This is a genomic window from Pseudomonas sp. Bout1, from assembly GCF_034314165.1.
Lineage (GTDB): Bacteria > Pseudomonadota > Gammaproteobacteria > Pseudomonadales > Pseudomonadaceae > Aquipseudomonas.
The window spans coordinates 1,375,603-1,389,570 of sequence record NZ_JAVIWK010000001.1 but is presented as its reverse complement, the minus strand read 5'-3'; the positions used below and the strand labels follow the sequence as shown (position 1 = coordinate 1,389,570).

Genomic DNA, 13,968 nt, shown 5'->3' with positions numbered 1-13,968 from the left:
AGAGCTAAGGCGCCTTGACTCGATCCGAAGGCCGGCGCACCCCGGCCACAATCTTGTCCACCGCCTTGGTCGCCGCCACCATGCCGAACGTCGCGGTGACCATCATCACCGCGCCAAACCCGCCGGCGCAGTCCAGCTTCACGCCATCACCGACAAAACTCTTCTGCAAACAGATGCTGCCGTCCGGCTTCGGATAACGCAGCTGTTCGGTGGAGAACACGCAGGGCACGCTGTAATGACGGGTCACGGTGCGAGAAAAACCATAGTCACGGCGCAACGTGGAGCGCACTTTCGACGCCAGCGGGTCATTAAACGTACGGTTCAAATCACACACCTGGATCAACGTCGGATCAATCTGCCCACCCGCGCCGCCGGTGGTGATGATCTGGATCTTGCGCCGCTTGCACCAGGCGATCAGCGCAGCCTTGGCGTTCACGCTGTCGATGCAGTCGATCACGCAATCAATGTTCGGCGTGATGTACTCGGCCATGGTTTCGCGGGTGACGAAATCAGCCACCGCATGCACGGTGCAGTCCGGGTTGATGCCCTTCAGGCGCTCGGCCATCACCTCTACCTTGGCCTTGCCCACCGTGCTGTCCAGCGCATGCAACTGGCGGTTGCTGTTGCTCACGCAGACATCATCCAGGTCAAACAGCGAAATCTCGCCCACACCGCAGCGGGCGATCGCTTCCGCCGCCCACGAGCCCACACCGCCCACGCCGACGATGGCCACGTGGGCCGCCTTCAGGCGTTCCAGGCCTTCAATGCCATACAAGCGGGCGACGCCGGCAAACCGTGGATCTTCTGTACTCATGACCATTACCCCAAAAACCGGCGCGCATTATAGGGCTACACAGCGACAAGTTTTAAACTACAAGCTACAAGTAAGAGAACTTACGACGAGTTGCACTGCCCAATGTCCGGTTTTTCCCGGCTTGCTGTACGGTCGGTGAAAGGCCAGTGTAGGATGCGCGCCGTTCGGCGCAGGCCGACACCTCTTTTCGTTCCACACCCTTTGGAACCCGAAATAGCCATGTCATCGCGTAAATTTGGACTCAACCTGGTGGTGGTGCTGGCAATTGCCGCGCTGTTCACCGGCTTCTGGGCGCTGATCAACCGCCCGGTCAATGCCCCTAACTGGCCCGAGCAGATCTCCGGTTTTTCGTACTCGCCGTTCCAGCAAGGCCAGTACCCACAGAAAGACCAGTATCCGACCGACGATCAAATGCGTCAGGACCTTGCGATCATGAGCAAGCTGACGGACAACATCCGTACCTACTCGGTCGACGGCACCCTGGGGGATATCCCCAAGCTGGCGGAAGAATTCGGCCTGCGGGTGACCCTGGGGATCTGGATCAGTCCGGACCTCGAGCGCAACGAGCGCGAGATCCAGCGCGCCATCGAAATCGCCAACAGCTCCCGCAGCGTAGTGCGGGTAGTGGTGGGCAACGAGGCGCTGTTCCGCGAAGAAATCACTCCGGAGGCGCTGATCGTGCTGCTGGATCGGGTACGGGCCGCCGTCAAGGTGCCCGTAACCACCTCCGAGCAATGGCACATCTGGGAACACAACCCGCAACTGGCCAAGCACGTCGACCTGATCGCCGCGCACATCCTGCCGTACTGGGAACATATCCCGGTGGACAAGGCCGGCCAGTTCGTCCTCGATCGCGCACGGGACCTGAAGAAGACCTTCCCGAAAAAGCCGCTGTTGCTGTCGGAGGTTGGCTGGCCGAGCAACGGCCGGATGCGTGGCGGTGCTGACGCCTCCCCCGCCGACCAGGCGATTTACCTGCGCACGCTGGTTAACACGCTGAACCGCCAGGGCTACAACTACTTCGTGATCGAAGCGTTTGACCAGCCATGGAAAGCCAGCGACGAAGGCTCTGTAGGCGCCTATTGGGGCGTGTTCAACGCCGCACGCCAGCAGAAATTCAACTTTGATGGCCCGGTGGTCGCGATTCCGCAATGGCGAGTGCTGGCGATCGGCTCGGTGGTGCTTGCGCTGCTGTCCCTGACCCTGCTGATGATCGACGGCTCGGCCCTGCGCCAGCGTGGCCGTACGTTCCTGACCTTTATCGCGTTCCTGTGCGGTTCGGTATTGGTGTGGATCGGCTACGACTACAGCCAGCAATACAGCACCTGGTTCAGTTTAACCGTGGGTTTCCTGCTGGCACTCGGCGCCCTGGGCGTGTTTATCGTGTTGCTGACCGAGGCCCACGAACTGGCGGAAGCGGTCTGGACCCACAAGCGCCGGCGTGAATTCCTGCCGGTTGAAGGGGACTCGGACTACCGCCCGAAAGTCTCGATCCACGTGCCGTGCTACAACGAGCCGCCGGAGATGGTCAAACAGACTCTCGATGCCCTGGCCGCCCTCGACTATCCGGACTACGAAGTCCTGATCATCGACAACAACACCAAGGATCCGGCCGTGTGGGAACCGGTGCGCGACTACTGCGAAACTCTGGGCCCGCGCTTCAAGTTCTTCCATGTCGCGCCCCTGGCCGGTTTCAAGGGCGGCGCGCTGAACTATTTGATCCCGCATACCGCCAAGGATGCCGAAGTGATCGCGGTGATCGACTCCGACTACTGCGTGTCGCCCAATTGGCTCAAGCACATGGTGCCGCACTTCGCCGACCCGAAAATCGCCGTGGTGCAGTCGCCACAGGATTATCGCGACCAGAACGAAAGCACCTTCAAGAAGCTCTGCTACGCGGAATACAAAGGCTTCTTCCATATCGGCATGGTCACCCGCAACGACCGTGACGCGATCATCCAGCACGGCACCATGACCATGACCCGCCGCTCGGTGCTGGAGGAGTTGGGTTGGGCTGACTGGTGTATCTGTGAAGATGCCGAGCTGGGCCTGCGGGTATTCGAAAAAGGCCTGTCGGCGGCGTACTACCACGACAGCTACGGCAAGGGCCTGATGCCCGATACCTTTATCGACTTCAAGAAACAGCGTTTCCGCTGGGCCTATGGCGCGATTCAGATCATCAAGCGTCACACCGCAAGCCTGTTGCGCGGCAAGGACACCGAGCTGACCCGTGGCCAGCGCTACCACTTCCTGGCGGGCTGGTTGCCGTGGGTGGCGGATGGCATGAACATCTTCTTCACCGTGGGCGCCCTGTTGTGGTCGGCGGCGATGATTATCGTGCCGACGCGGGTTGACCCGCCGCTGCTGATTTTCGCGATCCCGCCCCTGGCGTTGTTCGTGTTCAAGGTCGGCAAGATCATCTTCCTCTACCGTCGTGCGGTAGGTGTAAACCTGAAAGATGCGTTCTGCGCGGCACTGGCCGGGCTGGCGTTGTCGCACACCATCGCCAAGGCGGTGCTGTACGGCTTCTTCACCACCAGCATTCCGTTCTTTCGTACACCGAAGAACGCCGATAACCACGGTTTCTGGGTGGCGATTTCCGAGGCCCGGGAAGAGATGTTCATCATGCTGCTGTTGTGGGGCGCGGCACTGGGGATTTACCTGGTGCAAGGCCTGCCGAGCAATGACATGCGCTTCTGGGTGGTGATGTTGCTGGTGCAGTCGCTGCCGTATGTGGCGGCGCTGATCATGGCGTTCCTGTCGTCGTTGCCGAAACCGGCCCCGGCGCAAGAGCCTGTGACCACCGCTTAAAATCCTGCGCAATGCACTAAACGGCGGCCTCTGGCCGCCGTTTTGCTATAAGATAACGGCCATTTTGCGCGCCCTGCACTGGAGTTTTTACATGACGGCCCACGCCGACCTTTCGCCGACCCTCCAACTCGCTATCGACCTGATCCGTCGCCCGTCGGTGACGCCAATCGACGCCGATTGCCAGAAGCTGATGATGCAGCGCCTGGGCGACGCCGGTTTTGCGCTTGAGCCGATGCGTATCGAGGATGTGGATAACTTCTGGGCCACCCACGGTAAACACGAAGGCCCGGTACTGTGCTTCGCCGGCCACACCGACGTGGTGCCGACCGGCCCGGTCAAGGCTTGGCAGAACGACCCGTTCGACGCGCTGATCGACGAAAACGGCATGCTCTGCGGCCGTGGCGCAGCAGACATGAAAGGCAGCCTGGCCGCTATGTTGGTCGCCTCCGAGCGCTTCGTGACCGACTACCCGGACCACAAGGGTTCGGTGGCCTTCCTGATCACCAGTGATGAAGAAGGCCCGGCGCACCACGGCACCAAGGCCGTGATCGAACGCCTGGCGGCCCGCAAGGAGCGCCTCGACTGGTGCATCGTCGGCGAACCGTCGAGCACCACGCTGGTGGGCGACGTGGTCAAGAACGGCCGTCGTGGCTCCCTCGGCGCCACCCTGACCGTGCGCGGCGTGCAAGGCCACGTGGCCTACCCGCACCTGGCGAAGAACCCGATCCACCTGGCCGCTCCGGCCCTGGCGGAACTTGCCGACGAGCATTGGGACGACGGCAACAGCTTCTTCCCGCCGACCAGCTTCCAGATCTCCAACCTCAATTCCGGCACCGGCGCCACCAACGTGATCCCGGGTGACCTGACGGCGGTGTTCAACTTCCGTTTCTCTACCGAGTCTACCGTCGAAGGCCTGCAGCAGCGGGTCGCGGCGATTCTCGACAAACATGGCCTGGACTGGCATGTAGAGTGGGCGCTGTCGGGCCTGCCGTTCCTCACCGAACCGGGTGCATTGCTTGATGCCGTCTCCGCCAGCATCATGGCCGTCACAGGTCGCCAGACCAAGGCATCCACCAGCGGCGGCACCTCCGACGGGCGCTTCATCGCCACCCTCGGCACCCAGGTGGTAGAGCTGGGCCCGGTCAACGCAACAATCCATCAGGTCAACGAGCGCATCCTCGCCAGCGACCTCGATGTGCTGACCGAAATCTACTACCAGACCCTGATCAAGTTGCTCGCCTGATGCTTGCTTGCCCCATTTGCAGCGCACCGCTACACGAGGTGGACAACGGCGTGGCCTGCCCGGTCGGGCATCGTTTCGATCGTGCACGCCAGGGTTACCTGAACCTGTTGCCGGTGCAGCACAAGAACAGCCGCGACCCGGGCGATAACCTGGCGATGGTGGAGGCGCGCCGCGACTTCCTCAACGCCGGGCATTACGCCCCAGTGGCCAAGCGCCTAGCCGAACTGGCCGCAGAGCGCAAACCCCAACGCTGGGTCGACATCGGTTGCGGCGAGGGTTACTACACCGCGCAGATCGCCGACGCCCTGCTGCGCGCCGATGGCTATGCGCTGGATATTTCCAAAGAAGCGGTCAAGCGCGCGTGCAAGCGCAACCCCTCCGTGACCTGGTTGATCGCCAGTATGGCCCGGGTGCCATTGGCCGATGCCAGTTGCCAGTTCCTTGCCAGTGTCTTCAGCCCGCTCGACTGGCTGGAGGCCAAGCGCCTGCTCAACCCGGGCGGCGGCTTGATGAAGGTCGGCCCCACCCGCGGCCACCTGATGGAACTGCGCGAGCGCTTGTACGACGAAGTGCGCGAGTACACCGACGACAAGCACCTGGCGCTGGTGCCGGACGGCATGAGCCTGCAGCACAGCGAAACCCTGGAATTCAAACTCAGCCTGGCCGACCCCAAGGATCGCGCCAACCTGCTGGCGATGACACCCCACGGCTGGCGCGCCAGTGCCAAACGCCGCGCGCAGGTGATCGAGGCCGCCGAACCGCTGCTGGTCACTGTGTCGATGCGCTACGACTATTTCGTGCTTCAATAACCTATTATTTTGCGGGCCTCCTGGGGCCTGCGCTGAACCCGCGAATGGATTTTCAAAATCCCGCAATGAGGAACATCCATGCGCCAACCTGATATCGAGATTTACCTCAAGGACGCCGACGTCGACCACAAGGCTATCGCCGCCTGGCTGGGCGCTGCCCTGGGCGCGTGCACCGATTGGGTCCAGCGCGGCCAGACCTACAAGTGCACCGCCGGCAGCGTGCCGGTTACCTGGTTGCCCAAAGCCGTAGGCAAATGGAACAGCCTGTACCTGGAAAGCGACCAGACCCCATGGGAAGACGACATCGCCTGCGCCCGCGCAGCCTTTGCCGCGCTGAACGTCGAAGTGCGTTGCGCGCCGGGTAGCTGGGTTGAGGAAGAAGGTGAAGAAAGCGCCGATACCTGGATTCGTATCAGCGCAGACGGCGAAGAGCAGATCACCTGGAGAACCACATAAAGTCAGGCCAACAAGGCCTCAATGTGCACACCCAATCAAATGTGGGAGCTGGCTTGCCTGCGATGGGCGCACCTCGGTCATTCAGCCAAACCGCGGCGATGCTATCGCGGGCAAGCCCGGCTCCCACATTCGGCCGGGCTCCCACATTTAAAGGTGTGTTGTGCCTATCGGGTTACAGACCCACCACATCCTCAGCCTGCAAACCCTTCTCGCCCGTCACCACGGCGTATTCCACCTGCTGGCCTTCAGCCAACGAACGATGGCCGTCACCGCGAATGGCGCGGTAGTGCACAAACACGTCCTTGCCGTCTTCCCGCTGGATAAAGCCATAGCCCTTGGCGTCGTTGAACCACTTCACATTGCCGGTCTCGCGCGTTGCCATCTGTTTTGCTCCCACTTGCTTTTTATAAGTACGTTTATTGTTGAGTCGTCGCAGTTGAACTGCCGAGTATAAGACACGCTCCAAAAGCTTCAACTCAAGATTACTTCGCCGCTTTTTTGCCGATTTTCGACTAATACTGCACACTAGCGCCCCGAGCACCTGCCCGGCTTTTTTCCCAACTCAAAGCAGCAAGCCTATGACCCGTTCTCCCTTTCGCCGTCTGGTATTTGGCACCTTGCGCCGGCTGTTGTACCTCTGGGTTCGCTCAGAGACGATCAACCAGTCGTCCCTTACCCTGAACCTCGACCGCAGCCGTCCGGTGTTTTACGTCTTGCAATCCCCGTCCCTCACCGAATTGGCGGTGGTTGATACCGAATGTACCAAGGCCGGCCTGCCCCGCCCGGTACTGCCGGTATCGGTGGGCCCGTTGATGGAGCCGGCGGCCTTCTTCTACCTGACGCCCGACCCCGACTGGCTCGGCCGCCAGGACAAGCGCGGCGCACCGCCCACCCTCACCCGATTGATGGACGTGCTCACCGAACACGCCGAAGAGAATGCACAGATCATTCCAGTCAGCGTGTTCTGGGGCCAGTCGCCCGACAGCGAGTCCAGCCCCTGGAAGCTGTTGTTCGCCGACAGCTGGGCCGTAACCGGGCGCCTGCGTCGGCTGTTGAGCATCCTGATCCTGGGCCGCAAGACCCGGGTGCAATTCTCTGCGCCTATCAACCTGCGTGAATTGATCGAGCACAATAAAGGCCACGAACGCACCGTGCGCATGGCCCAACGCATCCTGCGGGTGCACTTTCGCAACCTGAAGACCGCCGTGATCGGCCCCGACCTGTCCCACCGGCGCAACCTGGTCAAAGGCCTGGTCAACATGCCACTGGTGCGCCAGGCGATCCTGGACGAAGCCGAACGCGAGAAAATCACCCCCGAAAAAGCCAAGGCCCAAGCCTTGCGCTATGGCAACGAGATCGCCTCCGACTACACCTACACCGCTATCCGCTTCCTGGAAGTGGTACTGAGCTGGTTCTGGAACAAGATCTACGATGGCATCAAGGTCAATAACATCGAGGGCGTGCAAAAGGTCGCCCAGGGTTACGAGGTGATCTATGTGCCGTGCCATCGCAGCCATATCGACTACCTGCTGCTGTCTTACCTGCTGTTCAAGAATGGCCTGACCCCGCCGCACATCGCCGCCGGGATCAACCTGAACATGCCGGTGATCGGCAGCCTGTTGCGCCGTGGCGGGGCGTTTTTCATGCGCCGCACCTTCAAGGGCAACCCGCTGTACACCTCGGTGTTCAACGAATACCTGCACACCCTGTTCACCAAGGGTTTCCCGGTGGAGTATTTCGTCGAAGGCGGGCGTTCGCGCACCGGCCGCATGCTGCAACCGAAGACCGGGATGCTGGCGATTACCCTGCGCAGTTTTCTGCGCTCCTCACGCATGCCTATCGTGTTTGTGCCGGTGTACATCGGCTATGAGCGGGTGCTCGAAGGCCGCACTTACCTGGGCGAGCTGCGCGGTGCGAGCAAGAAAAAAGAGTCGATTTTCGATATTTTCAAAGTGATCGGCGCCCTCAAGCAGCGATTTGGCCAGGTCGCCGTGAACTTCGGCGAACCGATCAAGCTGGCTGAATTCCTCGACAGCGAGCAGCCCGACTGGCGCTCCCAGGAGCTGGGCCCGAACTACAAGCCGGCATGGCTCAACGAAACCACCAACCGCCTCGGCGAGCGGGTGGCGCAACACTTGAACGAAGCGGCGGCGATCAACCCGGTGAACCTGGTGGCCCTGGCACTGCTGTCCACCACCCGACTGGCCCTGGACGAACAGGCCATGGCACGCCAGCTTGATCTGTATCTGGCGCTGCTGCGCAAAGTGCCCTACTCGCCCCACACCACGTTACCCGAAGGTGATGGCCAGGCGCTGATCAAGCACGTCAAGGACATGGACCTGCTGTCGGAACAGAGTGATGCCTTGGGCAAAATTCTGTATCTGGACGAGCAAAACGCTGTCCTGATGACCTACTACCGCAACAACGTGCTGCACATCTTCGCCCTGCCGGCGCTGCTGGCGAGTTTCTTCCAGAGCAGCTCGCGGATGAGCCGCGAGCAGATCCTGCGCTACACCCGCGCCCTCTACCCGTACCTGCAATCGGAGCTGTTTATCCGCTGGTCGTTGGACGAGCTGGACGCGGTGGTCGACCAGTGGCTGCAAGCCTTCGTCGAACAAGGCCTGCTGCGCTTCGAGAACGAGGTGTACCTGCGCCCGGCCCCGAGTTCGCGGCACTTTGTACTGCTGACGCTGCTGTCCAAAAGCATCGCCCAGACCCTGCAACGTTTCTACATGGCCATCTCGCTGCTGCTCAACAGCGGCCAGAACAGCATCAGCGCCGAAGAGCTGGAAGACCTGTGCACGGTCATGGCCCAGCGCCTGTCGATCCTGCACGGCCTGAACGCCCCGGAGTTCTTCGACAAGAGCCTTTTCCGACATTTTATCCAGACGTTACTGGAGCAAGATGTGCTGCGCCGCGACGAGGCCGGCAAGCTGAGCTATCACCCGCTGCTGGGTGAGCTGGCCGAGGGCGCGGCCAAGCGCGTGTTGCCGGCGGACATTCGCCTGTCAATTCGCCAGGTGGCCCTGCATCGCAGCGACGATGCGGCAGACACGCCTGTTGCCGAAGAAACACACTAGAGTGATCGAGGCGCCAGGGTGTTTCTGGCGCCGCTGACAAGGAGTTGTACCATGAAAAAAATCATCCTCCTGGGCCTTACCGCCCTCTTGGGAGCCTGCCAGAGCATGAGCCCCGCGCCCAAAGCCAGCCTTGATGGCGAAGTCTTTTACCTGCAACGCAGCGCCCTGCCGCCCGCCGCCACCTTGAGTGTGACCCTGCAGGATGTGTCCTTGATGGACGCCCCGGCCGTGACCCTGGCCGAGCAGAAAGGCCCGGTCAACGGCCAGGTGCCGCTGCCTTTCCACCTCAGCTATGACCCGGCGCAGGTGAAGCCCGGCCACAGCTACTCGGTGAGTGCTCGCATCGAACTGGATGGCAAGCTACTGTTCATCACCACCGAACGGCACTCCGTGCAGTTGAACGGCCAGGATCCCGAACCGCTGCGCGTACGCGTGGATGCGGTTGCACACTGATTAAAAAATCGAACATAAGGACGCACCCATGCTCCGTAACTCCCTTCGCCTCACTGCCCTGTGCGCCGGCCTGCTGCTCGGCGCCAACGCCATGGCCCTGTCCCTCGGCAGCCTGTCCCAGGGTGACGCCAGCGGTGGCCTCAAGGACGCACTGACTCAAGGCGCACAGATTGCCGTGAAACAACTGGGCGTGCCCGGCGGTTTCAGCAACAACCCCGAAGTGAAGATCGGCCTGCCGGGCAAGTTGGGCAAAGTCGCCGACAAATTGAAAATGTTCGGCATGGGTGACCAGGTCAACCAACTGGAAGCCAGCATGAACAAGGCGGCCGAATCGGCCGTGACCCAGGCCCAGCCAATCCTGGTAAATGCCGTGAAAAACATGAGCGTGACCGACGCCAAGGGCATCCTCACCGGTGGCCAGGACTCCGCCACCCAGTACCTGAACAAAAGCAGCCGTGACGAGATCCGGGCCAAGTTCCTGCCGATCGTCAAGGCGGCCACCGACAAGGTCGGCGTTGCCCAGCAGTACAATGCGCTCGCGGGCAAGGCGGCGACGTTTGGCGCGATTGATGCCAAGAGTGCCAACGTCGAAAGCTACGTGACCGAGCAGGCACTGGACGGGTTGTTCAAGATGATCGCCCAGCAGGAAGAAACCATTCGCAAGAACCCGGCAGCCGCCGCCACCAGCCTGGCGAAGAAAGTGTTCGGCGCCCTGTAAAAGCCTTCCCGCCGCAATGAAAAACGCCCTGAATGATTCAGGGCGTTTTCAGTTCACCCAGTCGTACGGTTCAGACGTGCTTTATCGACTTAGCGCAAAAGGCGTCGGCAAGTGAGCATAGGGTGGGTGGATCTCACTCACCGGGGCGTAATGATGAATGGGTGCAAACCCGGGTCGGGAACGTAGCACAGGCCTCATCGGCGGGCGGGGGTGGTAGCCCTCACCGAAGCCAGGCCGGCCATGTCCATGTCCATGTCCATGGCCAGGCTTGCGCGGCCGTCCTGGACCCACTTCTTTATTGGCGCCGGGCAAGAAATGACTTAACAGCGATCCCAGGACCGCGCCTTTAAAAGCCGCCAGGGCAGACAAAATAAACATATGACACTCCATGAACTCATTATTGATGTGTCAGCACGACGATCGTGCAGACACCTTGCCTGTCAATCAGGCAAATCTGAGTGGAGTGATACCTGCAAACGTTCCCAATGGAAGCAAGCCGTTTGCATCCACATGTTAAGCCGCGTCCTTCCTGACCCGGAACCACGCTGCATACAACGCTGGCAGGAACAACAGCGTCAGCGCCGTCGCCACAATCAAGCCGCCCATGATGGCCACGGCCATCGGCCCGAAGAACACACTGCGTGACAACGGGATCATCGCCAATACCGCCGCCAGCGCCGTCAACACAATCGGCCGGAAGCGCCGCACCGTGGCCTCGATAATCGCCTGCCACGGCGCCAACCCGGCCTTGATGTCCTGCTCGATCTGGTCCACCAGGATCACCGAGTTGCGCATGATCATCCCCGACAGCGCGATGGTCCCCAGCATTGCCACGAACCCAAAGGGTTGGCGGAACACCAGCAAGAACAGCGTCACCCCGATCAACCCCAATGGTGCTGTAAGAAAGACCATCGCCGTGCGTGAGAAACTGCGCAGTTGCAGCATCAGTAACGTCAGCACTACCACGATAAACAGCGGCACACCGGCCTTCACCGAATTTTGTCCACGCGCGGAGTCTTCTACGGTGCCGCCGACTTCCAGCAGGTAACCGTCCGGCAGTTCGGCACGCACGCCTTCAAGGGTCGGCAGGATCTGCTCCACCAGGGTTGCAGGTTGTTCCTTGCCGTAGATATCGGCGCGCACGGTCACGGTCGGCAGGCGATTACGGTGCCAGATAATGCCCTCTTCAAAGCCGTACTCCAGGGTCGCGATCTGCGACAGCGCCACGCTTTTGCCGTTATCGGTCGGCACTGCCAGGCTTGGCAGCAGCGATAACTCGGTGCGTTCATGCACCGTGCCGCGCAGCAGGATTTCGATCAACTCGTTGTCCTCGCGGTATTGGCTGACGCTGGAACCGGTCAGGGAGCTCTGGAGGAATTTCGACAGGTTGGCGGTGCTCACACCAAGGGCGCGGGCGCGGTCCTGGTCAACGTTGAGGTAGACGACCTTGCTCGGTTCTTCCCAGTCCAGGTGCACATTGACCACGTGGGTATTTTCACGAACCCTGGCCGCCACTTTGCGCGCCAGGGCGCGGACTTCTTCGATGTGCTCGCCCGTCACCCGGAACTGCACCGGGTAACCAACCGGCGGCCCGTTTTCAAGGCGCGTGACCCGCGAGCGCAAGTCCGGGAACTGTTCGTTAAGGGTTTCGATCAGCCAGGTGCGCAGGCTTTCACGCTCCTCGATGGTCTTGGCCAGCACCACAAATTGGGCGAAGCTGGCGGCGGGCAGTTGCTGGTCCAGCGGCAGGTAAAACCGTGGCGAGCCCGTCCCCACATACGCCACGTAGTTTTCTATGCCCGCATGTTCCTTGAGCAACGCTTCCAGGCGTTTGACCTGGTCTGCGGTGTTGCTCAGGGACGCGCCTTCTGCCAGCTTCAGGTCGACCATCAGTTCCAGTCGCCCGGAAGCCGGGAAGAATTGCTGGGGCACAAAGCGGAACAGTGCCACCGAGCCGATAAACAACAGCAGCGTCAGCACAATTACCGTCTTGCGCCGACGCACGCACCATTCCACCAGACGTCTTACGCGCTGATAGAACGGCGTGCCGTAGGGATCCGGCCCGTCGGGGCCATGCTTGGCCGCATGAATCTTCGCCAGGTCCGGCAGGAGTTTTTCCCCCAGGTACGGCACGAACACCACCGCCGCGACCCAGGAGGCCAGCAGCGCGATGGTCACCACCTGGAAGATCGAACGGGTGTATTCGCCGGTACTCGATTGCGCCGTGGCAATCGGCAGGAAGCCCGCCGCCGTGATCAGCGTGCCGGTGAGCATCGGGAACGCGGTGCTGGTCCAGGCGAAGCTGGCGGCCTTGAGGCGGTCGTAACCCTGCTCCATTTTGATCGCCATCATTTCCACGGCAATGATCGCGTCGTCTACCAGCAAGCCGAGCGCGAGCACCAACGCGCCAAGGGAAATTTTGTGCAGGCCGATGCCGAGGTAGTACATGGTGGCGAAGGTCATGGCCAACACCAGCGGAATCGCCAGGGCGACCACCATGCCAGTACGCACGCCCAGTGAGAAAAAGCTCACCAGCAACACAATCGCAAGGGCCTCGGCCAGTACCTGGACGAATTCGCCGACACTGGTTTTTACCGCTGCTGGTTGGTCCGATACTTTGCGCAGCTGCATGCCGGCAGGAAGGTTCTTCTGCAGACGTGCGAATTCGCTTTCCAGGGCCTTGCCCAGTACCAGGATGTCGCCGCCATCGCGCATGGCCACGGCCAGGCCGATGGCATCGTCGCCCATGTAACGCATGCGCGGCGCCGGTGGATCGTTGAAGCCGCGATGAATCTCGGCCACGTCACCGATACGGAACGTGCGATCACCGACGCGAATCGGGAAATCGCGAATCTCTTTAACCGTCTTGAAGTTGCCGGAAACCCTTAACTGCACGCGCTCGCTCGGGGTTTCAAAGAAGCCTGCGGTAGACACTGCGTTTTGTTCTTGCAGCGCCTGCTGCACCGCTGCCAACGGCAAGCCAAGGGTGGCGAGCTTGAGGTTGGACAGCTCGATCCAGATTTTTTCGTCCTGCAGCCCCAGCAGTTCGACCTTGCCCACATCCGGTACCCGTTGCAGCTGGATCTGGATGCGATCGGCATAGTCCTTGAGCACCGCGTAGTCAAAGCCGTCGCCGGTCAGGGCGTAGATATTGCCGAAGGTGGTGCCGAATTCATCGTTGAAAAACGGGCCCTGGATATCCGGTGGCAAGGTCTGGCGGATATCGCTGATCTTCTTGCGTACCTGATACCAGAGGTCCGGGATCTGCGCGGAATGCATCGAGTCCCGGGCCATGAAGGTGACCTGGGATTCGCCGGGGCGCGAGAAGGACACGATGCGCTCGTAGTCACCGGTCTCCATCAGTTTTTTTTCAATACGCTCGGTAACCTGGCGCGAGACTTCCTGGGCGGTCGCCCCCGGCCAGTTGGTTTTGATCACCATGGCCTTGAAGGTAAACGGCGGGTCTTCGCTTTGTCCCAGCTTGGTGTAGGACAAGGTGCCAACCACTGCCAGTAGGATCATCAGGAACAGTACTATCTGGCGATTACGCAACGCCCATTCGGAAAGATTGAAACCCATCGGGA

Annotated in this window: 10 protein-coding genes; 7 read left to right on the top strand and 3 right to left on the bottom strand. The window is 61.0% G+C overall.

Annotation, left to right across the window (positions count from 1 at the left end; all coding sequences use genetic code 11):
• Positions 1-4 precede the first annotated feature (4 nt).
• Positions 5-814: a tRNA cyclic N6-threonylcarbamoyladenosine(37) synthase TcdA gene (gene tcdA, locus RGV33_RS06240; protein ID WP_177048605.1), complete on the bottom strand. Its 810-nt coding sequence runs from the start codon at positions 812-814 to the stop codon at positions 5-7.
• A 219-nt stretch (positions 815-1,033) separates the two neighbouring features.
• Here tcdA and RGV33_RS06235 point away from each other — a divergent pair, with 219 nt between their 5' ends.
• The 4 genes from RGV33_RS06235 to RGV33_RS06220 all read left to right on the top strand — a co-directional run bounded on the left by RGV33_RS06235 (position 1,034) and on the right by RGV33_RS06220 (position 6,133).
• Positions 1,034-3,625 carry a glycosyltransferase gene (locus tag RGV33_RS06235; RefSeq protein ID WP_322143525.1) on the top strand — a complete coding sequence of 864 codons (2,592 nt, stop codon included), beginning with the start codon at positions 1,034-1,036 and terminating at the stop codon, positions 3,623-3,625.
• A 91-nt stretch (positions 3,626-3,716) separates the two neighbouring features.
• Positions 3,717-4,868 (top strand): succinyl-diaminopimelate desuccinylase, encoded by a 1,152-nt coding sequence (dapE, locus tag RGV33_RS06230; protein WP_322143524.1) that lies wholly within the window; start codon positions 3,717-3,719, stop codon positions 4,866-4,868.
• Positions 4,868-5,677 carry a putative RNA methyltransferase gene (locus RGV33_RS06225; protein ID WP_322143523.1) on the top strand — a complete coding sequence of 270 codons (810 nt, stop codon included), beginning with the start codon at positions 4,868-4,870 and terminating at the stop codon, positions 5,675-5,677. The genes dapE and RGV33_RS06225 overlap by 1 nt, the downstream gene beginning before the upstream one ends.
• 78 nt (positions 5,678-5,755) lie before the next feature.
• Positions 5,756-6,133 carry a hypothetical protein gene (locus tag RGV33_RS06220; RefSeq protein WP_322143522.1) on the top strand — a complete coding sequence of 126 codons (378 nt, stop codon included), beginning with the start codon at positions 5,756-5,758 and terminating at the stop codon, positions 6,131-6,133.
• Positions 6,134-6,305: 172 nt separating this feature from the next.
• On the opposite strand, the gene RGV33_RS06215 is transcribed toward RGV33_RS06220, so the two are convergent.
• Positions 6,306-6,515, bottom strand: coding sequence for a cold-shock protein (locus tag RGV33_RS06215; RefSeq protein WP_032891681.1), 210 nt, complete (start codon positions 6,513-6,515; stop codon positions 6,306-6,308).
• A gap of 196 nt (positions 6,516-6,711) precedes the next feature.
• Between RGV33_RS06215 and plsB the strand changes: the two genes are divergently transcribed.
• Genes plsB through RGV33_RS06200 form a run of 3 tightly spaced genes read left to right on the top strand, consistent with a single transcriptional unit; the run spans position 6,712 to position 10,384 of the window.
• Entirely contained in the window at positions 6,712-9,213 is a 2,502-nt protein-coding gene (gene plsB / locus RGV33_RS06210) for a glycerol-3-phosphate 1-O-acyltransferase PlsB (protein WP_322143521.1), read from the top strand.
• A gap of 51 nt (positions 9,214-9,264) precedes the next feature.
• Positions 9,265-9,666 (top strand): YbaY family lipoprotein, encoded by a 402-nt coding sequence (locus RGV33_RS06205; protein ID WP_322143520.1) that lies wholly within the window; start codon positions 9,265-9,267, stop codon positions 9,664-9,666.
• Between the two features lie 28 nt (positions 9,667-9,694).
• Positions 9,695-10,384 (top strand): DUF4197 domain-containing protein, encoded by a 690-nt coding sequence (locus RGV33_RS06200; RefSeq protein ID WP_322143519.1) that lies wholly within the window; start codon positions 9,695-9,697, stop codon positions 10,382-10,384.
• Positions 10,385-10,897: 513 nt separating this feature from the next.
• Here RGV33_RS06200 and RGV33_RS06195 read toward each other — a convergent pair.
• On the bottom strand, positions 10,898-13,963 hold the full coding sequence (locus RGV33_RS06195; protein WP_322143518.1) for an efflux RND transporter permease subunit: 3,066 nt from the start codon (positions 13,961-13,963) through the stop codon (positions 10,898-10,900).
• Between the last annotated feature and the right edge of the window lie 5 nt (positions 13,964-13,968).